This is a genomic window from Armatimonadota bacterium, assembly GCA_039679645.1.
Lineage (GTDB): Bacteria > Armatimonadota > UBA5829 > UBA5829 > UBA5829 > UBA5829.
The window spans coordinates 77,627-101,233 of sequence record JBDKUO010000033.1 but is presented as its reverse complement, the minus strand read 5'-3'; the positions used below and the strand labels follow the sequence as shown (position 1 = coordinate 101,233).

Annotated in this window: 26 protein-coding genes and 1 pseudogene; 18 read left to right on the top strand and 9 right to left on the bottom strand. The window is 50.4% G+C overall.

What is annotated here, in order from left to right; translation table 11 throughout:
* The first annotated feature begins 600 nt into the window (after positions 1–600).
* The 15 genes and pseudogenes from argB to ABFD83_07070 all read left to right on the top strand — a co-directional run bounded on the left by argB (position 601) and on the right by ABFD83_07070 (position 12,925).
* Positions 601–1,458: an acetylglutamate kinase gene (gene argB / locus ABFD83_07140; GenBank protein ID MEN6356844.1), complete on the top strand. Its 858-nt coding sequence runs from the start codon at positions 601–603 to the stop codon at positions 1,456–1,458.
* A 69-nt stretch (positions 1,459–1,527) separates the two neighbouring features.
* Positions 1,528–1,866, top strand: coding sequence for a hypothetical protein (locus tag ABFD83_07135; protein MEN6356843.1), 339 nt, complete (start codon positions 1,528–1,530; stop codon positions 1,864–1,866).
* 62 nt (positions 1,867–1,928) lie between these two features.
* Entirely contained in the window at positions 1,929–2,390 is a 462-nt protein-coding gene (locus ABFD83_07130; GenBank protein ID MEN6356842.1) for a hypothetical protein, read from the top strand.
* A gap of 125 nt (positions 2,391–2,515) precedes the next feature.
* Positions 2,516–3,235, top strand: coding sequence for a L,D-transpeptidase family protein (locus ABFD83_07125; GenBank protein ID MEN6356841.1), 720 nt, complete (start codon positions 2,516–2,518; stop codon positions 3,233–3,235).
* Between the two features lie 16 nt (positions 3,236–3,251).
* Positions 3,252–4,451, top strand: coding sequence for an acetylornithine transaminase (locus ABFD83_07120; protein ID MEN6356840.1), 1,200 nt, complete (start codon positions 3,252–3,254; stop codon positions 4,449–4,451).
* Positions 4,451–4,906, top strand: coding sequence for a GNAT family N-acetyltransferase (locus ABFD83_07115; protein ID MEN6356839.1), 456 nt, complete (start codon positions 4,451–4,453; stop codon positions 4,904–4,906). Before ABFD83_07120 ends, ABFD83_07115 begins: the two co-directional genes overlap by 1 nt.
* A gap of 24 nt (positions 4,907–4,930) precedes the next feature.
* Positions 4,931–5,344, top strand: a pseudogene (locus ABFD83_07110) (Clp protease N-terminal domain-containing protein).
* A 90-nt stretch (positions 5,345–5,434) separates the two neighbouring features.
* Complete coding sequence (gene argF, locus ABFD83_07105; protein MEN6356838.1) at positions 5,435–6,346, top strand: ornithine carbamoyltransferase; 912 nt, start codon at positions 5,435–5,437, stop codon at positions 6,344–6,346.
* A gap of 138 nt (positions 6,347–6,484) precedes the next feature.
* On the top strand, positions 6,485–7,675 hold the full coding sequence (locus ABFD83_07100; GenBank protein ID MEN6356837.1) for an argininosuccinate synthase: 1,191 nt from the start codon (positions 6,485–6,487) through the stop codon (positions 7,673–7,675).
* A 90-nt stretch (positions 7,676–7,765) separates the two neighbouring features.
* Positions 7,766–8,083: a nucleotidyltransferase domain-containing protein gene (locus ABFD83_07095; GenBank protein MEN6356836.1), complete on the top strand. Its 318-nt coding sequence runs from the start codon at positions 7,766–7,768 to the stop codon at positions 8,081–8,083.
* Positions 8,070–8,477, top strand: a complete 408-nt coding sequence (locus ABFD83_07090; protein MEN6356835.1) for a HEPN domain-containing protein — start codon at positions 8,070–8,072, stop codon at positions 8,475–8,477. Before ABFD83_07095 ends, ABFD83_07090 begins: the two co-directional genes overlap by 14 nt.
* Before the next feature lie 74 nt (positions 8,478–8,551).
* Positions 8,552–9,379, top strand: coding sequence for a class II aldolase/adducin family protein (locus tag ABFD83_07085; GenBank protein ID MEN6356834.1), 828 nt, complete (start codon positions 8,552–8,554; stop codon positions 9,377–9,379).
* Positions 9,380–9,448: 69 nt separating this feature from the next.
* Entirely contained in the window at positions 9,449–10,240 is a 792-nt protein-coding gene (locus tag ABFD83_07080; protein ID MEN6356833.1) for a hypothetical protein, read from the top strand.
* Between the two features lie 26 nt (positions 10,241–10,266).
* Positions 10,267–11,652 (top strand): argininosuccinate lyase, encoded by a 1,386-nt coding sequence (gene argH / locus ABFD83_07075; GenBank protein ID MEN6356832.1) that lies wholly within the window; start codon positions 10,267–10,269, stop codon positions 11,650–11,652.
* The gene (locus tag ABFD83_07070; protein ID MEN6356831.1) at positions 11,642–12,925 is read left to right on the top strand and encodes an Nramp family divalent metal transporter; all 1,284 of its coding nucleotides are present in this window, start codon (positions 11,642–11,644) and stop codon (positions 12,923–12,925) included. The genes argH and ABFD83_07070 overlap by 11 nt, the downstream gene beginning before the upstream one ends.
* 48 nt (positions 12,926–12,973) lie before the next feature.
* Here ABFD83_07070 and ABFD83_07065 read toward each other — a convergent pair whose 3' ends face one another.
* The 4 genes from ABFD83_07065 to ABFD83_07050 form a co-directional block, all read right to left on the bottom strand.
* Positions 12,974–14,014 (bottom strand): DUF4352 domain-containing protein, encoded by a 1,041-nt coding sequence (locus ABFD83_07065; protein ID MEN6356830.1) that lies wholly within the window; start codon positions 14,012–14,014, stop codon positions 12,974–12,976.
* 85 nt (positions 14,015–14,099) lie between these two features.
* Positions 14,100–14,843: a ThuA domain-containing protein gene (locus tag ABFD83_07060; GenBank protein ID MEN6356829.1), complete on the bottom strand. Its 744-nt coding sequence runs from the start codon at positions 14,841–14,843 to the stop codon at positions 14,100–14,102.
* Between the two features lie 165 nt (positions 14,844–15,008).
* Positions 15,009–15,461, bottom strand: a complete 453-nt coding sequence (locus tag ABFD83_07055; GenBank protein ID MEN6356828.1) for an OsmC family protein — start codon at positions 15,459–15,461, stop codon at positions 15,009–15,011.
* A gap of 73 nt (positions 15,462–15,534) precedes the next feature.
* A complete protein-coding gene (locus ABFD83_07050) occupies positions 15,535–16,221 on the bottom strand; it encodes a response regulator transcription factor (GenBank protein MEN6356827.1) in 687 nt (228 codons plus the stop codon).
* A 191-nt stretch (positions 16,222–16,412) separates the two neighbouring features.
* Between ABFD83_07050 and ABFD83_07045 the strand changes: the two genes are divergently transcribed.
* Positions 16,413–17,885: an S-layer homology domain-containing protein gene (locus tag ABFD83_07045; GenBank protein ID MEN6356826.1), complete on the top strand. Its 1,473-nt coding sequence runs from the start codon at positions 16,413–16,415 to the stop codon at positions 17,883–17,885.
* A 188-nt stretch (positions 17,886–18,073) separates the two neighbouring features.
* Positions 18,074–18,640 carry a thioredoxin domain-containing protein gene (locus tag ABFD83_07040; GenBank protein ID MEN6356825.1) on the top strand — a complete coding sequence of 189 codons (567 nt, stop codon included), beginning with the start codon at positions 18,074–18,076 and terminating at the stop codon, positions 18,638–18,640.
* Positions 18,641–18,702: 62 nt separating this feature from the next.
* On the opposite strand, the gene ABFD83_07035 is transcribed toward ABFD83_07040, so the two are convergent.
* Positions 18,703–19,272 carry an HdeD family acid-resistance protein gene (locus tag ABFD83_07035; GenBank protein ID MEN6356824.1) on the bottom strand — a complete coding sequence of 190 codons (570 nt, stop codon included), beginning with the start codon at positions 19,270–19,272 and terminating at the stop codon, positions 18,703–18,705.
* A 149-nt stretch (positions 19,273–19,421) separates the two neighbouring features.
* On the opposite strand from ABFD83_07035, the gene ABFD83_07030 reads away from it, so the two are divergent.
* A complete protein-coding gene (locus ABFD83_07030) occupies positions 19,422–19,601 on the top strand; it encodes a YHS domain-containing protein (protein MEN6356823.1) in 180 nt (59 codons plus the stop codon).
* A gap of 39 nt (positions 19,602–19,640) precedes the next feature.
* Here ABFD83_07030 and ABFD83_07025 read toward each other — a convergent pair whose 3' ends face one another.
* Genes ABFD83_07025 through hpnC form a run of 4 tightly spaced genes read right to left on the bottom strand, consistent with a single transcriptional unit; the run spans position 19,641 to position 23,481 of the window.
* Complete coding sequence (locus tag ABFD83_07025) at positions 19,641–20,456, bottom strand: YjbH domain-containing protein (protein MEN6356822.1); 816 nt, start codon at positions 20,454–20,456, stop codon at positions 19,641–19,643.
* Positions 20,457–20,487: 31 nt separating this feature from the next.
* A complete protein-coding gene (gene hpnE / locus ABFD83_07020; protein ID MEN6356821.1) occupies positions 20,488–21,747 on the bottom strand; it encodes a hydroxysqualene dehydroxylase HpnE in 1,260 nt (419 codons plus the stop codon).
* 8 nt (positions 21,748–21,755) lie between these two features.
* On the bottom strand, positions 21,756–22,670 hold the full coding sequence (locus tag ABFD83_07015; GenBank protein ID MEN6356820.1) for a phytoene/squalene synthase family protein: 915 nt from the start codon (positions 22,668–22,670) through the stop codon (positions 21,756–21,758).
* Positions 22,660–23,481, bottom strand: coding sequence for a squalene synthase HpnC (gene hpnC / locus ABFD83_07010; GenBank protein MEN6356819.1), 822 nt, complete (start codon positions 23,479–23,481; stop codon positions 22,660–22,662). The genes ABFD83_07015 and hpnC overlap by 11 nt, the downstream gene beginning before the upstream one ends.
* Positions 23,482–23,607 lie beyond the last annotated feature (126 nt).

Here is a 23,607-nt window from a genome sequence, read left to right as displayed (position 1 = left end):
TTTGCTGGAATAGCCGGATTCGGAGATCCGGCACTGGTTCTTGGGTAAGGATTCGGAGATCCTTACCCATCATACGAGTGATGTGTTTGAACATCGCCACAAAACGTTCATTCGTGCGTTCGCCCTGGTCAGTTCTGTTTTTCAAAAAGGCAATTGCGATAAACGGCAAACCCAGCGGTTTTGTTGCTCGACCGCTCCTCAATTAAGCGGGGAGAGCAATAAAATCGCGGTTACTCTTCCTCTATCGCAACGACCTTTCAAATTAAGAAGTTGACAACTATTCGGATTACCTGTTACAATCACGATTGCTGGCCATAATAGGAATATAATGATGTCAAGTCAGGCGATAAAGCTGAATACCGGTTTCAAGACAAGCGCAGAGGTTCGTAGACTGCGCGCTCGTCGTGCGTACTTGCCGCGGCCGGAGGGGATGCGTCCACTTTAGGATATATCCATGCTGTAGATTATGACAGGCCGCGGATTATAGTATCCGCGGCCTTTTTGCCGTGTGTTGTTGACGGACGGTTAGCGGACATATACCATGTTTAATATCCCTCCAGGTATCTTACCTGGAGGACAAGAGCATGATGGGGTGAAATCATGAATTATACAAGCGAACAGGCTAATATACTCGTCCAGGCGCTGCCTTATATAGAGCATTACGCCGGAAAGATAATAGTGATCAAATACGGCGGCAACGCTATGATCGACGAAGACCTAAAGATCGGTGTGTGCAAGGACGTCGTGCTTATGCACTACGTCGGTATGAAACCGATCCTGGTGCACGGAGGCGGGCCTGAGATCAGCGCTGTGATGCAGAAGCTGGGCAAAGAGCCTGAGTTCGTAGGCGGCAGGCGGGTTACCGACGCTGAGACCATGGAGATAGTCGAGATGGTCCTTGCGGGCAAGACGAACAAGGGAATCGTCTCGATCATAAATAACCAGGGCGGACGGGCAGTCGGCTTATCCGGCAAAGACGCAAACCTTATTGTGGCTGAAAAGGCTCACAGCGATGTGGATTTAGGATTTGTCGGGCAGGTGGCTAAGGTCAACCCGATGATCCTAATGGATCTGCTGGAGCACGATTATATACCTGTAGTATCATCTGTCGCGATCGGGCCGAATGGTGAGAGCTTTAATGTAAATGCCGATCACATCGCAGGTGAGATAGCCGCCGAAGTCGGCGCGACCAAGCTCATGATGATGACTGATGTGCCGGGGATATACTCGGACTTTAATGATAAGTCCACATTTATATCCGAACTCAAGGTGGCCGACGCAAAGCAGATGATAAAGACCAAACAGATAGACAAGGGCATGATCCCGAAGGTGGAGGCTTGTATGACGGCGCTTGCGGGCGCCGTCGAGCGTACACACATCATAGACGGAACCATGGCCCATTCGCTCTTGATGGAGATATTTACCGACACCGGGATCGGGACGATGATAGTGCCGTAGGGAAGTGGAGAGTTGAGAGTGGAGAGCTAAGAGCCCAGAATTGCTTAGTGCGTTTTTGGGGAGGCATTTATGGCCAATGGAAGAATCAAATTACGCAATGCAGGCATAGTGCTGCTCATTACGTTATTTTTACTTAGTGTCAACGAGCTTGTGCCAAAGCATTTGCACAATATTCTAATGGCTGCTTATTTAGTTACTGCTTCCATGATAATGTTTTGGTTTGGCATAAAAGCAGGCGCTGCCGATGATGAACGATTTGGGATTTTTGCTGGTTTTTGCATTTTGCCAGTAATCATTTATAGCAGTAAGGCAACTCTACTGCAAATCATATGCTGGACTGCTGCATTTAGTATGGTGCCAACAATCAGTTATATGTTGGGACGGATGCTGTGTAAGCTAAGGCATTAAGTGAAAATTGTAAGCCTATCGCAGCCTGTCATTACGAACGAACGTGAGGAATCTGCTTTTTCATGGTGCGCTATTGTTATGAAGATTCTAGGATTCGAACTTGGGGTCTTTACTTATTAATAGCATTTATGGCTGGAATTGCCGGTTATGGTTACGGTGCTTCCTTTATGGTATCAGCATTTGCAAGCCTGGTTGCATTCGTAATTGCCTTTCGAGTGGATAACAGTCGCTTATCGAGGTGGCCAGCGGCAATTGAAGTTGATGGGAATGAGGTATCACTATTTCGCGCACTCAAGTATCGCGTGATTTCTCTTGATGATGTATTGAGAATGGAGAAACATCCGGGTCATCCGTTTTTTTCAAATCGAAAAGTGCCATGGGCGGAAATCACTATCTGTACAAATGATAGAAATGAAGTGTTTTGCATTGAATCGTACCTTGAGGGATACGAGGAGCTGATTGCTATTTTGTCGGTTGCTGCAGATAACTGGCAGCCGCATGAACATAGCAATGAATCGCAATGAAAGAATGTTCAAATTCACGATGGTCCGGGATTTAAATCCCGGACCCCATATGTGGGCTTTAGTCCCGGAACGCTAGGCACAAGACATGCCATTGCCGCAAATAACGGCAACTGGAGATGACAGATATGCGCAGGCTTATAACGATCGCCGTGGTAGGAATAATGCTGATCGTGCTGGCATTGATAATGCCGAGGATAAGTCCGGTTCAGAGACTTGTGAACAAACTACAAGGAGAGAAAACAGTTGAAGACAGGCTTCGGCAATATGGTCCAGCAGCTAGAACAAGGCTCGGCGGCTATTTTGAGAAACATGGTGTAAACTATCCGCCTAAGCGTGTGATACTTTTGGTTCTCAAAGAAGAGAAAATACTTCAGCTTTATGCTGAATACGCAAGAGGGCATTTTGTTCTGATCAAAAACTATCCGATCCTCGCGGCAAGTGGTGAATGTGGTCCAAAACTTTGTGAGGGCGATTGCCAGGTGCCTGAAGGCATTTACAGAATAGTGTTTTTGAATCCTAACAGCCTGTATCACCTTTCGATGCGTCTGGATTATCCGAATTCATTTGATCGAAAGATGGCAAGAGTAGATGGCAGGACAAATCTCGGCAGCGACATAATGATTCATGGCAGCAATGTCTCTATCGGCTGCATTGCGATGGGTGATAAAGTATCGGAAGACCTGTTTGTGATGGCTGCGGATGTTGGCATTAAAAATATTGAGGTTGTTATTGCCCCGTATGACTTAAGAAAGAACAGACAGGTGAAACTGCCGAACAATATGCCTAAGTGGACTAAGGAGCTATATCGAGATATTTGCGGTGAAATGAATAAGCTGCCACAATGAGTGAAAGAAGGAAATTATGACAACTAAAGAAATAACAACCAGCGCAGATGTAATGGCGCTTTACGATCAATATGTAATGAAAACATACGGCAGGCAGCCTGTAGTGCTCGTTAGGGGCGAGGGGTGCTTTGCATATGATATCGACGGCAAGGAGTATCTCGACCTTGTGGCAGGGATTGCTGTAAACGGACTCGGGCACTGCCCGTCCAAAGTAGTAGAGGCTATCCGCGAGCAGGCCGGGATTCTCATGCATACAAGCAATCTCTATTACGTGCCCGGCCAGGCTCAGCTTGCAAAGCTCCTGTGCGAGATATCGGGGATGAGCAAGGCATTCTTCTGCAACTCGGGCGCGGAAGCCAACGAAGCAGCAATGAAGCTTGCCAAGAAGGCTGCAAAGATTTCGGGGCACCCTGAAAAGTGTGAGATAGTGACTGCCTTGAAGTCTTTCCACGGCCGGACTCTGGCGGCTATCACAGCTACCGGTCAGCCGAAGTATCAGAAGTCGTTTACCCCGCTGGTTCCGGGTTACAAATATATACCTTATAATGATGTCAAAGCTCTCAAGAACGCAGTGAATGAAAAGACCTGCGCCGTTATGATGGAGCCAGTGCAGGGTGAGAGCGGAGTGCATCCGGCCAGTGTCGAGTTTTTGCAGGCTGCGCGCGATCTGTGCGACAAGTCCGGTGCGGCTTTGATCTTTGACGAAGTCCAGACAGGCCTTGGCAGAACGGGTAAGATGTTTGGGTTCCAGAATTTCGGGGTTGTCCCGGATGTTATTACCCTTGCTAAGACAATTGCGGCGGGCTTCCCGATGGGGGCATGCCTTGCACGTGACAAATGGGCAGATGTGTTTGAGCCGGGAGATCATGCGGCTACATTCGGCGGCAACCCACTGGCCTGCGCGGCGGCACTTGCAGCAGTGACTGAGATAAAAGACGGCGGATGGGTCGAAAACTCGGCTAAGGTTGGGCAGTATTTCCGCGAGCAGCTATCCAGACTGCCGGGAGTGAAAGAAGTGCGCGGGCTTGGACTGATGGCGGCAGCAGATTTTGATAAACCAATAGCCAAAGACCTGGTATCAAAGGCGCTGGAGGCCGGTCTGATAATCAATGCGACGAGTGAGAACACTCTGCGCTTCGTCCCGCCTCTTATCCTGACTCAAGAGTTAGTCGACCGTGCGGTAAGTATTATCGCAAAGATATTGGATGGAGAGTAATGAATATCGATTTCGTCCGGGCATCTGAAGACGATGCCGACGATTTGATAGCTGTGCAGAATGCGGCATTTGCCGTAGACCTGCAGAAATATGGAGAATGTCCGGCATATGTATATGACCGAGAAGTGATGCTTAAAAACATACGCTCTACCATATTTTACAAGGCTATGGCGGATGGTGTGACTGTCGGAAGCATCGAGATACGCAAGCGCAGCGATTCGCATTACTTCCTGCGTGTGCTCAGTGTCCATCCCGATTATCACAACCGGGGTATAGGAAGCAAGGCGCTGCAGTTTATGTTTAGCGAGCACCCTGAGGCAAGCACATGGTCTCTCGTTACACCAAAGGACAACAAACGCAACTGCCATTTATATGAAAAAGCCGGTTTTCGTTGTGTTGAGGATCGTGTCCATTCCGATGCTTTGACTCTTGCTTGTTACAAGAAAGAAACCTGATCGTTTATTTGAGGAGATTACTAAATGTGGCAACGATTTACTGATCATGCTAAGCGGGTTATATTTTTCGCTCAGGAAGAAGCGGGCAAGATGGGTGACAATAACGTCTCCATCGAGCATATTCTGCTGGGCCTGACCAGAGACCGGGGATGCGGCGCTGCGCTTGTGCTGACCTCGCTGGGTGTGGACTTGAAAGAGCTGCGCGCCGAACTTGAGGCCAACATGGCCAGGGGCTCGGGCAAGCTGGGCGGCGATATGCAGCTTACCCCGCGCGCCAAGCGCGCAATTGACTACGCCTATGAAGAGGGCAACGAGATGCAGGTCGATCGGCTCTGCTCAGAGCATCTTCTGCTTGGCGTCATTCGACAGCCGGAGGGCCTGGCTGCCCGGACGCTGGCAAAGTTCGGGGTCGAGCTGGAAGCCGCCAGGCAGGCGGTAATAGAGCAGCGCAGCGGCAAGCTGCTGGAGGGAGTGGCCTTCACCAGCGAGAAGAAACCGGAAGCGGTTGTCGAGCTTCGGGGCACCAGTCTGCTCAGCATCTCGCAGCTTAACAGGGCCGAGATAGAAGCTATCTTTGATATGACCAGAAAGCTCAAGGACGGAATTATCCCACCGTCACGGCAGCGCAGGATTCTCGAGGGCAAGACTCTTGCCATGATATTCGAGAAACCCAGCCTGCGGACGCGAGTATCCTTCGAGACCGGAATATTCCAGCTCGGAGGGCACGGAATATACCTCGGGCCCAACGATATCGGCTTGGGCAAGCGCGAGAGTATAGGCGATGTGGCGCAGACCATCGGGCGGATGTGCGATATTATTATGGCCCGTGTGTTTGAGCATGAGAAGGTGACCGGACTTGCGCAGTATTCGGGGGTCCCAGTCATAAACGCCTTGTCCGATCTCGAGCACCCGTGCCAGGCTCTGGCCGATTTCTATACGATTCTCGAACATAAGGGCAAGTTTGAAGGGCTCAAGCTCGCATTTATAGGTGACGGTAACAACGTTGCTCATTCGCTGATGCTGCTTGCCGCCAAAGTCGGAATGAACTTTGCCATCGGCTGCCCCAAGGGCTACGAGCCTGATGAGAATGTGACAGCCACAGCAAAAGAGTTTGCTAAAGAGACAGGCGCCAAGATTGAGATATTCAACGATGCCGTAGAGGCTGTCAAAGATGCTGATGTGGTCTACACGGACGTGTGGGCGAGCATGGGTCAGGAAGCCGAAGCCCAAGAGAGGGCAACGATTTTTGCGCCATTCCAGGTAAATGCTGATCTTATGAAGCATGCAAAACACGACGCGATTTTCGAGCACTGCCTGCCCGCTCACCGCAGCTCTGAGGTCACTGACGAAGTGATCGACAGCAAGCAGTCCGTCGTATTTGACGAGGCTGAAAACAGGCTGCATGCTCAGAAGGCGGTTATGGTTTTGCTGGCGGGCTGAGAGTGGAGTGTGTGACATCTGAACCGCTGAAAGTATGAATGAGATGAAACGCTGAATTTCAGTTTTTCAGCGCTTCATATAAGTTCAGCGTCTCAGCGGTTCTGAGACAATAAGCTAAACATTAATTTGGAGGATATCATGCCAAAAACAGTCGTCCTAGTCTACTCAGGTGGGCTGGATACATCAGTGTGCATCCCTATGATGCGCGAGGACTATGGGTTCGACCACGTCGTCACAGTGACGGTCGATGTGGGCCTTCCCGCAGCAGAGATCAAACAGGCCGAGGAGAAGGCCAAGATGCTCGGGACCGAGCACTACACAATCGACGCCAGGCAGGAGTTCGTAGACGAATACATCTTCCCTGCGATCAAGGCCAACGGCGACTATCAGGGCTACCCGATCAGCACGTCTATAGCCAGGCCTCTTATTGGCCTCAAGGCAGTCGAGATTGCTCAGAAAGTTAAGGGCGATGCCTTCTGCCATGGATGCACAGGTAAGGGCAACGATCAGTTCAGGATCGAGTTCGTGATGCGCGCTCTGATGCCTGATATGCCGATTATTGCCCCTATGCGCGAGCACACTATGACCCGGACCTGGGAGATCGAATACGCCGAAAAGAAGGGTATCCCTATCGGCCAGAGCAAGGACAAGATATGGTCCATAGACGAGAATTTGTGGGGTCGCTCCATTGAGGGCGGTCACCTGGAGGAGCCGGATTACGCTCCGCCGGAAGAGATCTTCCACTGGACAAAGAACCCGATCGAGGCGCCCAACACGCCGACTGAGATTACCATCACGTTTGAAAACGGCGTGCCGGTTGCTTTGAACGGCCAGAAGATGAACTCACTCGATCTGGTCCTGAAGGTTCACGAGCTGGCGGGAGCCAATGGCGTTGGGCGAGTCGACATAATGGAGGACAGGATTATCGGTCTTAAGGTCCGCGAGAACTACGAGTGCCCTGCAGCAAAAGTGCTGATTCCGGCTCACAAGGCCTTGGAAGACCTGGTCTGCACAGCCGAGGAGAGAGCTTTCAAGGTGTCGGTGGATCAGCAGTGGGGCAAGCTTGCCTATGAGGGTCTGTGGTATGACCCGTTCAAAGACGATCTGGAAGCCTTTATCAACAAGATTCAGCCCAGAGTTACCGGCGACGTGATCCTGCGCCTGTTCAAGGGAAGCTGCACAGTCGTAGGACGCGCGAGCAAGTATGCTCTCTATAACGAGGACCTGGCGTCGTTCGATTCCAAGACATTCGATCAGAGCGAGGCTGTCGGGATCGTGAAGACCCATGGCATGCAGGCAAGAATGTATCGCACGGTGAAGGATAGTTAAGAGTATAAGAGTGGAGGGTGGAGAGCACGTAACGCGCTCCACTCTCCTTGATGATATAATGCGGCATATGAGACCCTTGAGGTAAATCGTATGATTATCAAGGACACAATCGAGACTGCGGCACGCAGACTTGCGGAGAGTTTTGATCCGGATAAGATAATACTCTTCGGCTCGCAGGCGCGCGGCACTGCTGATGAGCACAGCGATGTCGATCTTCTGGTGATTTGTTCATTCTCGGGCAAAAGACGCAACTTGATGGTTGAGATGGACAGAGCGCTTCGTGGTCTCGGTATTGCCCGGGATATCATCGTGCTTACGCCGGAGGAATATGAGCGAGACCGGATGATAGCCGGCACTGTGGCAAGACCTGCATCAATTGAAGGTAGAGTGCTTTATGAGCGAGCTTAGCCCTGAAATAATCGAGAAGATCAGGCAGTGGGCAGATTATGCCGATGAGGATTTGCGGCTAGCAGTCCATGCCCTGCAGATTGAAGATGGTTGCCCGTGCCGCCTGATCGCCTATCATGCGCAGCAGTGCACCGAGAAGTATCTGAAGGCATTCCTTGTAATGTGTGGAGTTGATTTTCCATACACGCATAACATCGGGCGCTTGCTTGAGTTATTGGCAGAGCAAGGTGGACCGGCTGCAGAAATCGAGTCTGCGGACGAACTCACTCCGTATGCTATAACAACACGGTATCCGGGCGAGGACGAGGAAGTAAATAAGGAAGAAGCTACCAATGCTGTTCATATTGCCGAACGAGTACGTAGCGCAATACGCGCAGAGCTGCCCATGCCATAAATATCGGCAAGAATAAGTTGGTGGAAGGTAAATTGATCGGGTAAATTGTTCTCGGTCGGAAAGTTGGATCAGAAATGTCAGTAGAAGAACCTTATCCATCTCTCGAAGAGCTGATGGGCCTCATTGGCGAGGCGGGACGTCGGTTGGCCGACATCCAGGCAAGCGAAGGAGCTGCGGGAAATATATCGGTGTTTGTGGGCTGGGATATTGATCCCGGAAAGTTTTTCACAAACGTGCAGGACTATGAGCTGCCCAATGCTCTACCGGAGCTTGCAGGCGGATCGCTTATTGCCACCGGCTCAGGCCGGCGGCTGCGTGAAGTGGCCAATGACCCTACAGCAAACCTCGGGTTGGTTAAGGTTGCAAAGGACGGCAAGAGCGCAAAGCTTTACACTTCTAGGGATTGCCTGTTTGCCCGCCTGACAAGCGAGTGCAATTCACATATTGCGGTCCACACAGACCAGATCAGGATCAAGAAGACTAATTTCCACGCGCTGATACACGCTCAGCCTTTGCATCTTACGTATCTGAGCCACATCTCGCGCTACCAGGACGAGAAATATCTCAATCGCCACATACTCCGCTGGGAACCTGAAGGAATAGTGCAGCTTCCTGACGGAATAGGCTATATTCCATTCAAAGTGCCGGGCTCAGACGAACTGAAGAAAGCCAATGTCGAGATGCTTCGCACACACAGCATTGTGCTGTGGGCTAAGCATGGCGTTATGTCCAGGTCCGACACTTCAGTCAAGCGCGCATGTGACCTGGTCGAGTATGTCGAGACCGGAGCGCACTACGAGTATATGAACCTGACAAACCACGGCCTTGCCGATGGTCTCTCTGATGAAGAGATACTGAGTGTGTGCAAGTCTTTGGGTATTGAGCAGAAGGTGTTCTTATAAAACACGGGGTGGCGGTTGGAAAATTGCCACCCTGATCATTATGCGACTTGCAATGAGACAATAGAGTGTATGGAGGCCGTGACAAGGATGCACGAATTGTTAATCAGGGAATACTGCACAAATCATCCTGACAAAGAGGCGGTGGGAAAATGCCATGTCTGTGGCCTTCCATATTGCAAGGATTGCCTTGTTGAAGGGCCTGAATTTTATTATTGTAAGAATGAGTCCTGTCTGGCAATGAAGCCGGAATCGAAAGGCAGACTTCGTTCGGTAGGTTGTTCAACATTTATAGTTGTTTTCCTACTGTTATCGGTCATTGACTCAATTCCTTTGCTGATGTTGGCAACCAAACAGGAGGAAAAGGCGAGAATAGAGGCAGTAGGTAGCAATATTCCTGATATGTTTCCGGTGCTTGTTACCACTCCGGTCAAAAGTAGTACTTTACCAGATGTTGCCATAGTGTTCAATAAGGATTTGGCTGATTATCTAGAAGCACATCCCGGCAGTAAGTTTATCGTGCCGATCTCCAGAGTTGATGAGTTGAACAGCCAGCTGAAGCGTTTTACGTATGATTCCGGCTTTGGCGTAGGCGGGTTTTCGGTGACTAAACTTCCGGGCGGCAGGCAACGCTTTAAGGTTGAAGGCACTTGGGATGATGACAGAGTAAATATCGGGTGGTATGAAGCCGATTCGTCCTCATTCAAACCTATAAAGTGCGTTTGGTATTTCGGCCCAGGTCTTGTAATGAAGTATACACCTGTAATATTTGTATTCAACCTTGTAGTTGCTTTTATCATCATGATAGCCTGGAAGATAGTAATTAATCGGCAATCCAGATATAGCGCTCAACAGAGCGAATAGACTGAGGGTATTGCAAGGGGTGCACAATGTCACAAAAACTCTGGGGTGGAAGATTTTCAAAATCGACTGATAAGGCCGTGGAGACATTCACGGAGTCTATAAGCTTCGACTGTCGGCTTATTGAGCACGACATCCGAGGCAGCATTGCGCACGCCAGAATGCTGGGCAAGTGCGGGATTATTCCCGATGATGACGCCAAGAAGATAGTGAGCGGTCTGCAGCTTATACTCGACGATGCCGTATCGGGCAAGATCAAATTCGACCCGAGTGCTGAAGACGTGCACATGAATGTCGAGAAGCTTCTCTTTGAGAAAATTGGCGAGGTAGCGGGCAGGTTACATACGGCGCGCAGCAGGAACGACCAGGTCTGCACCGATATTCGGCTCTTCTTGAAGGACGAGATCAAGCACATAATTGGGCTGATTGTCGATTTGCAGAAAGTGATTGTAGACCAGGCCGAAAAGAATGCAGATGTGATCCTGCCGGGCTATACGCATATGCAGCATGCGCAACCGGTGATCCTCGGCCATCATCTTATGGCGTGGTTCTGGATGATCGAGCGGGACAAAGGGCGGCTGCTCGACTGCCTGAAGCGGGTTGATATTTTGCCTCTGGGCTCGGGCGCTCTGGCCGGAACGACTTTTCCGATTGACAGGCAGATGGTAGCCGGTGCCCTCGGCTTTGCTGCCGTGTCTGATAACAGCATGGACTCAGTAGCGGACAGGGACTTCATATCCGAATTTCTTGCCGACGCATCCATATTGATGACTCACCTCTCCCGCTTCTCTGAGGAGATTATAATCTGGAACACATCTGAGTTTAAGTTCATCGATCTGGACGACTCGGTCACCACAGGCTCGTCTATCATGCCACAGAAAAAGAACCCGGATGTAGCCGAGCTTGTTCGCGGAAAGAGCGCACGTGTTATTGGAGACTTGATGAGTCTGCTCACCCTGCAGAAGGGCCTGCCTCTGGCATACAATCGTGATCTGCAGGAAGACAAGGAGCCTCTGTTTGACGCAGTCGATACCGTGCAGGGCTCGCTTCTTTGTTTCGCGCTGATGATTAAGACTGCAAGGTTCAACACTCAGAGGATGCACTCGGCTGCTGGCGAGGCATATTCGACGGCTACCGACCTTGCTGACCACCTCGTGCGGCAGGGTGTGCCGTTCAGGAGCGCCCATGCACAGGTCGGTTCTCTGGTTGCCTATTGTGTGGAAAATGGAAAAGAACTCTTCGATCTTACAATAGATGAGATCAGGCAGTTTGCGCCGGATGCCGCGGAGGATGTGGCATCGGCTCTCACTGTCGAGGCAAGTGTGGCTGCCAGGAGCGCAACCGGTGGAACTGCAGCCTCGGAGGTCAAGCGTCAAATTGTAAAAGCCCGCTCGATCCTCACCGATGCGAATTGATCTTCCGACATTTATAAATGGACGCGGTGCCCAGCTACGCGGTAGTGCCAGGATGCTGCGGCAGATCATAGGGTATCTGGGGCCGGGGTTTTTCGTGACAGTCGGGTTCATCGATCCGGGCAACTGGGCGACCAATATCGCCGCCGGATCGAGCTTTAATTACTCCTTGTTGTGGGTTGTCACGCTCAGCACGCTTATATTGATCCTCTGGCAGCACATGTCGGCCCACCTGGGAATAGTGAATGGTAAGTGCCTTGCCGAGGCGATCCACGAGCATGTGAGGCCGCTGCCGAGATTGATCTACGGCACTACGGCAATGGCTGCGATGGTCGCCACGGCCCTGGCGGAAATTCTTGGCGCAGCGCTGGGCCTTAATCTCCTCTTTCATATCCCCGTTAGAGCGGCTGCGGTGATCGCTACTATCTTCATAATCGGAGTAGTCTGGTATCAGAGATATAATTCACTGGAAAAGCTTATCGTAGCGTTCGTGAGTCTGATCGGTTTTGCGTATCTGATCGAGCTTTATCTGGTCAAACCGGACTGGGGCACAGCTATATATCACACCTTTGTGCCCAAACTCAGTTCACAGAGCATTATCGTTGCGATGGGAGTGCTGGGCGCGGTCGTGATGCCGCACAATATGTATCTGCATTCGGAGGTGATTCAAAACCGCAACTGGAAAGGCGAAAACGAAGCCGAAACCAGACGCCTGCTGCGGTATGAGTTTGTAGACACACTCGTTGCGATGCTTGCCGGAATGGCAATAAACTGCGCAATGGTGATCGTGGCTGCGGCTGTTTTTCATAAGCACGGGGTTTACGTCAGTGATCTGAAGCAGGCATCGGATACACTGCGTCCATTGGCGGGCAATTTTGCATCAATGATCTTCGGCGTCGCACTTTTATTTGCCGGTATATCCTCTTCCATGACAGCCGGGATTGCGGGAGGAACCACCCTAAGCGGCTATCTCGGTAAACAGACCACACTCGACAGCAAGTGGTTTAGGATGGGCCTGGTAATCACTCTGCTGCCTGCGCTTGGTATCATAATGATGATTCGGAATACATTCCAGGCGCTCATTCTCAGCCAGGTCTGTTTAAGTGTGCAGCTTCCATTTACTATGCTTCCGTTGTTTTTACTGACCCAGAGTAAGAACGTGATGGGCAAGTACGCAAATCACTGGCTGGAAGGCTCACTAATGGCTGTCTCAGGATTGTTGATAGTGGGGCTCAACATTCTACTTTTGGTGCGGCTGTTCGGTGGAAGTTTTTAGCACGACGGGCCGAGTTTTGAACTCGACCCATCGTTGCAAAGTGGTATATTAGCTCTTTACAGAGCTGATGTCAAAGACAAATGTTTTATTTTCATTGAAGTGCATAGATAGGCTCTTCAAATCAGTGTCTTCAGGGATTGTGAATATGGACCGAACACTGACTTCCTGTCCTGGCTGTATCTCAGCCGAAAAAGACCTGTCCTTGCTCTTTTGGAACATGTCTTTATTGTTTCCGGTTTCTACGCCGTCTGTATCAACAATTGCAGGGTCGAATGTATCCCACCGCATAAACTGGGGGGATTTCCCCACATTCTTAACGCTGATATACGCAACCAAAAAGACCTCGCCTTCTTCGGTTGTTTGCTCGCCCATAGAGGGATCATCATTGATCTCGATCTTGTCGAGTTTCACTTCAAGCTCACCCAATGGATAATAGACACCCATCTTCGCAGGGATCTTGTCGAGCACTGTGGTGTTGGTCTTGTCTGCCGGATCAGTATACTCCGCGGGCAGGCCCTTCACTTTGCCCCTGAGGTCATAGCGCAGCACAAGATCGTCATCAGACTTGATAATCAGCTTGGGCATTTCGCCTTTTGAAGGCACAGGCATTACGCCATATACATCTACCTTCTGCGCGGGCTTGAGGCTCATAGAACACTGCTGCTTATCCTTTTCCATTCCAAGGTCTCTAAGCCCGTCATGGTTCTGGCTCTGCGGATCGACTACTGTAAAAGAGAAATTGTCCCATCGGATATGGTACTCGTTCGGCTGCGGGTTGTGATAGGTCATATGGTATACGATCAGTTTCTCGTCTGCAGTCGGCACATAAGTTTGATCGCCAATGTTTACCGGATCGATAGTATACTCTGCGCTCTTTAGAGTGATGTTGAAAGGATTGTTCTTGCCCAAGGTATAAGTTTTGCCGAACTCGGCGTATTCACCCTTTAGCTGAGTCGTCCCTTGAACATAATGAGGGGTCTTAGTCGTGGTTTTCTTTGCGGGTGTTTTCTTGGTAGCTGCGCTTGTTGTAATTGACAGAGCAAACACAAGCATGGCCAAAAGAGCCCCATATCTCATCAGTCTACTCAATTCTCTACTCCTCCTCGTGAAAATGGATAGGCTGACTTAATAATAGGGCTCCCGAAGCTTCAAGTCAATATATATGAACTTATTGCTATTTTGAAGATGTAATCTTTTCGAGTGGCTCAGGAACATGGCCATAATAATGCGCAGGCCCGCCTGATGGCTTTGCCCACCTGACACCATTTTCGATTACCTTAAGCACCTCTTTCTGATAGTAAATAGGGAAAGTCTCATGGCCGGGTCTGAAGTAAAACACTTTGCCTGCGCCTCTGTGCCAGCAGCATCCGCTGCGGAATACCTCTCCGCCCTCAAACCAGCTCACAAAGACAAGCTCATCAGGCGCTGGAATATCGAACCTCTCGCCGTACATTTCCGTATGCGGTATCTCGAAATATTCCGGCAGGCCTGCTGCAATCGGGTGAGAGGGGTCAATGACCCATAGCCTCTCTTTTTCACCGACTTCTCGCCACTTCAGGTTGCACGATGTGCCCATCAGTTTTTTGAATATCTTGGAAAAGTGGGCTGAGTGCATTACAATCAGACCCATCCCATCCAGGACACGCTTATAAATCCTCTCGACTATCTCGTCTTTTACTTCTTGGTGCGCCGCATGCCCCCACCAGGTGAGCACGTCAGTATTATCAAGCACTTCCTGTGTCAGGCCATGCTCCGGCTCGTCCAATGTAGCCGTGCGAACTTCAAATCCGGGCTGCTTTTTCAGATAGTCGGCAATCGCATTGTGCATGCCTTTGGGATAGACCTTTTGTGGTTCTTCACCATCCGTCTTTTCATGCCTGAATTCGTTCCAGACAGTTACGCGTGTAACCTCGCTCATATCAATACCTCTCTTTAACTGGGCGTATATACCGGCATGGGTTTAGATATTACAATACGAGAATCCTGCACAAATTAAAAGAAAGAAGCACGAAAACAGAATTTTAGGTTTTCATGCTTCAATGATAAATCTCGATGTGATCTTGTAGTGTCTTAAGAAGTTGAGCTATTCCTTTACCCACTCAATCTCTGTCTGTACTCCGGCGTCATGAAGGAGGTTAAAGACAGGGCAGCGGTTTTTGACCTGGTCTTTGACCATATCCAGGCGCTCCTGGCTCTCGTTTGTCTTGACATAAAATTTGCCCCGAAACGCACAGAAGTGCCTGCAGACACCTGGCATACCCATGAATCCTCTCAAGTCTATATCTCCCTCTGCCTCAAATCTGGCACCCGAGAAGGTAAAGTCCATCTGTTTTGACACTACCGACAATGTTATCCCCGCGCACCCTATCAGCGCTGCAGTGACATAGTCCATAGGCGATGCGCCTTTATTGGTTCCGCCTACATATGCGGGCTCGTCCAAAACTGCGTCAAATTCTCCCATCTTCGCGGTTATGAGCATAGGGGCGCTCCACTCGCCGGAGGCCTTTGTGGTCATGATTTTAGGTTTGTCTTCCATTGCTTACTCCTTTAACTGATATTGCTTAACCATTGTAGAGCTTACCCAGGTTCTCTGGAGAACAAACCGCTATTTACTCTATTCCAAACTTGTAACCCACACCGCGCACCGTAATTATATAGCGCGGATTTCCGGGGTCCTGCTCGATCTTCTCGCGCAGACGGCGCACATGAACGTCTATGGTGCCGTGGTCTATGTATTCATCTTCACCCCACACTTTTTCCAGCAGCGAATCTCTATCTAGGACCCTGCCCTTATTTGAAAGCAGGATATCGAGCAATGCAAACTCTTTTGGACGCAGATCAACCGGATTATCAGTAACCCGGACCTCGTGCCTTGCACGATCCAGCACTATCTCGCCGCCGCGCAGCACCTCGTCTTTTCTTCTGGACTCACCCGACGATCTCCTCAAGGCCGAGCGGACACGCGCTATCAGCTCAATAATACTGAATGGCTTGGCTATATAGTCATCGGCACCGACTTCCAGGCCAATCACCTTGTCCACCTCACCGGATCTGGCGCTGACCATTATGATCGGAAAATCGTAGTCGCGCCGGAGCATGCGGCAGACTTCCTTGCCGTCGACTATCGGCAGCATAACGTCCAGCAGCATCAGGTCAGGAGCTTTACGCCGGACTGAATCAAGCGCCTGCACCCCGTCCTCGCAAATTTCTACCTTGTAACCCTCTTTCTCAAGATTGTGACGCAGCAGCAGAGCTATATCCTCTTCATCCTCAACCACGATTACTCGCGCAGACATATCTCTTACCTCAGCTTATTATATTGATCCGACTATATGTTAGAATGCATGTGTTAAGGTTGTGTTGCGCACTGGTTAGAAGCATGCGATATTGCAAAGTTAATTGTCTGTCAACTGTTCTGTCAGATTCCTGTAAGGATGGGGATGTATCCTGATCTTAACCTGAGACATAAGAGAAAGGGGAAATCAGTGTGAATAAGTTTCTGGCAATGATGCTGCTTTTGGGCTGCGCAGTTTCTGTCGCCGCCCAGACTCCACCCGATGTGCCGAAAGGCCACTGGGCCTACGAGGCAGTCAACGACCTTATAGGAAAGGGATACATAGTCGGTTATCCCAACGGCAGCTTTCTGGGAGACAGGACTCTGACCCGCTACGAATTTGCGACAGTGACAGCACGCATTCTCGAAGGCATGAACGAGAAGCTGGATGCAGTTAAATCTCAAGCAAGCAAGCCTTCCGGTGCTCCAGCAACAATTACAATGCCCACAACTCCCGCAGGAGAAGTGAGCGCGCAGGACCTAGCAACTATCACCAAGCTGGTAGATGAGTTCAAGGTCGAGCTTACTGTGATCGGAACGAGGCTCGATACGGTCGAGGCCACTGTCGCCGAACTGAAAGATATGGTTGCGACTCACGACGCCATGCTCAATGACGAAGAGGGCATCGTAAGGGCCACTGCATCGGATGTTTCCGCACTCAGGAAACTCAAGTTTAGCGGTTATCTTCAAACCCGCTACCAGACCATCGACTACACAAAAGACACCACGCCTGCCGATAAGTCATACGATACTTTTCTGGTGCGCCGGGCCCGATTAAAACTTACGGCTACACCGACCATCAGAAGCACGGCTGTGCTGCAACTTGATGCTGGCCAGAATACTACGAGTGTCAAAGACGCCTATTACAACTATGCCTTCGGCGACGGCTGCGCCATAGCTCCAAGTTTCCAGGTCGGCCAGCAGTATTGGTGGTTCGGCTACGAAGTGCCTTACTCATCGTCAAAGAGAGAGACTCCTGAAAGAGCCCTCTTTGTGCGTAGGTTCTTCCCCGGTGAAAGAGACACCGGCGCAATACTGACAAGCCCGGCCGATGCTAAGATTTTATGGACCGTTGGAGCATATAACGGCACCGGCACTCAGAACGGCTCCACATCCGCAACAGATAACAACGACGCCAAGGACGTTCTTGCCAATGTAAAGTTCAGGCTCGGCGACCTCGACTTAGGTATGTCCGGCTACCACGGCTATGGTATATGGTATAAAAATGCGGCAGGTGCAGTGCTCTACGATCCGTCCCAGAAGATCAGATACGGAGCGGACCTGCAGTATTACATGAGTAATCTTACGTTCAAGGGCGAGTATATTCGAGGCAAAGGCTTCGATGATGCCGACCCCAACAAATACGACCAGAACTTGTGGCAGAGCGGTTACTATGCTCAGCTCGGCTACAATATCGATAATGCCGATACGCTTGTTGCCCGCTATTCCACAATGTCCGAAGACCCAAAAACTCCTGCATTTGGCAGGGTCAACTCATGGGAATTGGGCGCAATCCGCTGGCTGGATGAAAACAGCAGGCTCAAACTCTTCTATAAGTTCACCAATGAAGAGCAAAACAGCATAGACAACAACGGCCTCTTGGCTGAGTGGATCGTTACGTTCTAAAGGAGAAATTACAAATAAAAAGTTTATACTCGTCTTGCCGATAAGCGCACAGAAGACTATGTAACCGGCAGATTTGGATAGGTCCAGTATATCTGCTGCAAACTTTGGACATCATTATTCTGCTGACGAGTTGATGATGAGCTGATTGCGGGTAAACCTGTAATGAACGAAAACAGGAGGTACCCGTGATGACTAAGCAGCAGCGAACGATATTGACTATAGTCGTTTCTTTGATTGTTGTGGCGGCAGCCGTGGCAGGAGGGATATTGGCTATACAAGGCTCCAAGACCGGTGAGAAAGCCCACATGGCAAAGACACCTTCTTGTCCGTCTACTGCGCCTGCTCAGGTTCCGCCCACAAAGCCTGCTCAGCCGGGAGCAGGGCCTGTTCAGCAGTCTGTTCCGGCTGCTGAGACGACAACTCAGCCAGGTGCGCAGTCCACAACGGCAAAACCGGAAACGCCGCCGGCTCCCACGGTAAAGTTTATGGAGCTGGGCGCCCAGTGGTGTGGTCCATGCCAGAGCATGAAGCCGATTATCAAAGCTCTGGAAAAGGAGTATAAGGACAAAGTGGAGTTTGTGGCGATAGACGTCGATCAGAATAAGGACATCGCCCAGAAGTACAATGTGTCATCTATCCCTGTGCAGTTGATATTCCAGAACGATAAGCAGGTATTTCGGCATGTCGGCACAATCTCGAAGGAAGACATTGTGGCGCAGTTTAAAAAACTCGGCGTCACACCCACATCCAAATAATCAATATCAAATACTCAATACTAAATAAGTTGGGGTGGTTTGCGGGCCACCCCAACTTATCGTTAAGTCGGTCGATACATAGGGGTAAAAAATCCCCCATGTGCGGCGAATGAAAGACTTATTACCGTCCAACCCGCCACTATCAGGTCGATCCCGACAAACAGTCCCAGGACCCACAGGCTTGCTACTGGCCACATGCTCCAGACGATAAGCCCCAGGATCAATGTCACGATGCCGTTGAAGAGCATCCATCCCCAGTTGGGTCTGTGCCTGAGTTGTAGGGAGTTGATTATTTTGACGATGCCCGCCACGCTCCAGAAAATAGCGAGCACCAATGTTAATATCACTGCTCCCGCAAGCGGATATGCCAGCAGGAACACCCCCGCTGCAATATATACGAGCGCGGTAATCAGCTTCAGTACGAAGCCGCCTTCACCCTTGGTCTTAAATGCATGAATCGCATGCGCGACTCCACCAACTATTAGAATAAGCCCCAGCGTGTAAGCTACGGCCAGAGTGCTTACGAACGGCACGCCGATTGCCAGGATGCCCAGCACGATCACTAGAATTCCCAGGGTTAAGAAAAACCACCAGTCCGCCCCGGATATTTCACCCTCGTGAGTCGTATTCATTACTGATCACTTCACTTTCAATGTGAACTTCAATCATCCTTTTTTTACCCATTCCATGCGCATAGCAGTTGCCGATTCGTGTCGGCGTTTTAACCCTGGTTGCAATGGGAATCCTGCTCATACGCAAAACTTATCTTGGAGGTGACCAAATGCCAGTCGATCCGGTATGCGGCATGGTAGTGGCCGAGGAGCACGCTGCCGTCTGCTCTGATTTTCGTGGAAAACACTATTGTTTTTGCAGCGAGGAGTGCAAGGAAGAGTTTGACACAGATCCCGATATGTATACTGCGGAGTCTGAAATGGCTTATGAAGACGAAGAGACTTTCTGACTGATCTCGAAAATGCTGCCCCGGCAGTCGATGCCGGGGCTAAAACCCCATCACAAAACTTACACCAAACGAAAACTCGAATTCACCATCGCCGACAAATCCCGTATCAAGTACGAGTCCGGGCACAAGCTCAGGGTAAACGCGCATTCCAACGTCGAATACATATTTGCCCGCGACATCATTTCTGCTATATTCACGGTAGTTAATAAAAGGCGAGTCCCACATGCTTTCGGCGATCAAGCTGGCGCTCGGAGATAGAGTCAGTTCAAATCCCAGGAGTGCAGCTGTTGTTTGTGAATCAAACGTCACACCGGCGTGCACGTCCATAAACCGGCCCAGTTCTTCGTTTTTGAGCATCTTTTTGCTTGCCAGTATAAACAGCTTCCGGCCGTTATGAACGCCCTCAAGCGGGCCTACATCATTCTCGTTGTCGGCAATATCACGGACTCCGACTGCAAGAGTCGGAAACCAGTAGTGAGTGTCCTCCTGCATAATCCTGTATTTGAACCCGAAGGTGGTAAACGATTGGTTGTCCAACTGAGGCTCTACGCCTGGAGGAAGCGTAAACAGATCATTGTAATATGACCCATATACCTCCCAGCAATCCGATATACCCCACGTGACGACCCCGCGTATCTGCCTGTCCACATAGTGGCGGCCCTGGACATTTTCCGCATGTTTTGCTTCATTAAAGCCCACTGCCACCTGGCCGGATTTGAGGGTGCGGGCTGTCGGAATCATATATAGTCCCGATAACCCCAGCCATGAAGTAGTGATTATCTGATGCATGCACGGACCAGCCATCGCCGGTGATGCCAGGAGCATAGCAGCAGTTATGCAAAAAGACCCTCTCATAGCCAAATCAAACACCCCTTCAATTTAGTATTTAGGGTTTTATATTTAGTATTTGTTTTGATGCGGCCAGGCCTGATCGCACAGCGCTCTCGATTGTGGCAGGCCAGCCGGTGTCGGTCCAGTCTCCCGCCAAAAACAAATTCCGTATATGCGTTTGAGCTGGCGGCCGAAGATCATTGCGGCAGGATGTGGCAAAAGTTGCCCGATGCGCATTATATATAACCGCTCGCTGCAGAGATTGTCTGCATGGCATTCCGACCACCTTATCAACTGCATTCTGGGCTAGATTGATCAGCTCACTGCTGCCTAGTGTATTCAGGGAGTCCGCTGCGCTTGCCACAGTCTGGATATAACCGAAGTCCAATCCGAAGTCGCAAGTCTTGTTAAACACCCACCCAAAAGGCTCGCCTGGTGCGCATGCCCGCGCGAACTTGAAGTCCGCATGATCATAAAACAGATGGACGCTCTTGATGGATCGCCACTGCATTGCCTGGGCGGCATCGGTCGCATACCCCATTTCCACAAGCGACCACGGCGGAACCGCGCACACATAGTAATTCGCTTTTATCTGCATGCCGCCCGAAAGTATTGCCGACTCGACTGCCTCGCCATTGAAGATCAGCCTCTCAACTTTTGTGGAGGTTCTGATCCTGCATCCTCTTCTCGATAAATATCGCCCTGCCGGACCTTCGATTATATGCGAGAGCGGAGCATTAGGCACGCCGAGCTTATAGCCGCATCTGCTCTCAATGAGAGATTTTGTAAGGACCATGCGGGCGTAGTCTGCCGACGCATCCGAAGCCGATTCATTGAGTGCTGCAATCAGTGTTGGGTCGAGCAGGCAAGCCAACAGATTTGACGAGCAGCCAAGGCCTTTAAGATACTCCTGTGCGCTCTGGCCGGGCTTTGGCTTGGTCCTTGCGATCTTTCTGAACACACGGCCAAGCTCGATCTTTTCATGGCCTGATAAGTAGTTTGTTTTCAGAATCGATGGCAATAAATGGACAGGCGCTGGCAAGAATGATGACCTTACTTCCAGAGTCTTGCCTATGGCATTGATAAAACTAACCCTGTCATGGAACCTCACCTGTCCAATCGACCCGATCTTGGCTAGAAAGCTTATTGCAGCGTCACAGCAGCCCAGCAATATATGCTGGCAGTTGTCAATGCTGATACCGGTGTCTTTATCGCAAAAAGAATGTGCTCTTCCACCCAGGTGCTTCTTTGCTTCAAGCACCGTCACATCCAGACCGGCGTCGGCAAGTTCGCATGCGCAGGCAAGCCCTGCGATTCCACCGCCTATGACTGCAACTGAGGCAGCGATGGCCGTCCTCCGTTCAACCTGGATTTGATCAGCGCCTTTGCGGCGATTGAAAGCTTGCGGGATGTCGGAAGAGAGACCTGGCCCGCAAACACATCGCCTGGGCTTTTGTCGATCATATCGAGAATGCTCGAGTAAATTTCGATCATGGCGCACAGCCCAGGTCGCCCCGACCCGTGCACCATCGGAACCAGCGGCAGCGCAGCGCCATAATAATCGTGCGCCCTGCGCGCCTCGAACCTCATGAGCCTTTGAAACCTGTCATCACGTATGCCGTTTACCAGGTCATCTGTGCTGTAATTAAATGCCCATAAATCTTCTTCGGGGATATATACACGCCCGTGCTCAGCGTCTTCTTTTACATCGCGGAGAATGTTGGTGAGTTGAAATGCGATCCCGCAGAACTCGGCATGTTTTCTGGCTTGAGGCGAGTCGAAACCGAATATGTGGATGCACACCAGCCCGACCACCGAGGCCACTTTATAGCAGTAGTCATATAGATCATCAAATGTGCGATATCTGTCGATGGAGAGGTCCATGGTCGCGCCGTCGATCAGTTGATGGAAGTAATTAGTGGGTATGTCGAATTTCTTTATGGCGTCCGCGAATGCAGGCATAATAAGACTGCCGCCGTAGTCGCCGTGCATGCTTTTATCCAGCGAGTCTCGCCATCTGCCAAGCAATGCCTTTTTGTCGCGACCGAAATCAGGGTCGTCTGCGATGTCATCGCAATAGCGCATGAACGCATACACCGCGCACATGGCGTCACTTTTCTCGCGCGGCAATACTATAAATGAGTAGTAAAAGTTTCTCGCGCGTTTTTTTGCTATGCTTCTGCAATAGCGATATGATTCCCGAAGCTGCCCGGGCGAAACCATCATTTCAGAATCCAACTGCACACCTCCTTATGCACCAGCCTGCCATCAACAACAGCTTTCGCGACTTGGATACTCCAGCACACTTTCTAAAGACATCGTAGTTGATCTGTTCTATAGACTGCAGCACCGCTAATCCGCCTCGTGTAAAAAGCTCCACATCCGCTGCTCCGACACCGGATATGAGGCGTGAGAGCGATCTCCCGCGTTCAAAAAGTTCCCTTGTCCGGGCTATCTCAAACCGCATAAGTCTCACGAAACTCGCGTTCACGACATGGTTTCTCAGTTCGCTTTCTGTGTAGCCGAAGCGCTCCATATCTTCTTTCGGGATGTATATACGCCCTTTTTGGTAATCGACACCGATATCCTGCCAGAAGTTGGCCAGTTGCAAAGCAGTGCAGGTAGCGTCGGCAAGCCCTCGCCTCTTATCGTCCGTGTATCCGAGCAGATGAAGAAAGACACGCCCTACGGGGTTTGCAGAACGCTTGCAGTAATCCAGAACCTGCTCGAATGTATCATAGCGAGTAACGTGCTGATCCTGTAGAAACGCGCTGATAAGGTCTTCAAAAGGCTCTATAGGCAGGTTAAATTGGGTGATCGTCTCAAGCAGTGCCTTAAAAACCGGATGTTGAGGATTACCGCTGAAGCATGCATGCAGTTCTTCCCTCCACCATTCCAGCAGGCGCACGGATAGATCCGGATCATCGATCTCGTCCGCAAGGTCGTCGCAGACCCGGCAATATGCATAGACATTGAATACATGACGTCTTATCTCGCGCGGCAGGAAAATCGAGCCCACGGTGAAGTTTTCGTAGTGAGTCTTCGCCAATTCTGATATCCCTCCAGGTATCATACCTGGAGGGATTGAAGACATGTCATTCACGCTGCACACTTCGCACCTCTTTGTTCTCTTGTGTTCCATCGGCTCATTATTGCCCAGAATACTCATTGGCTA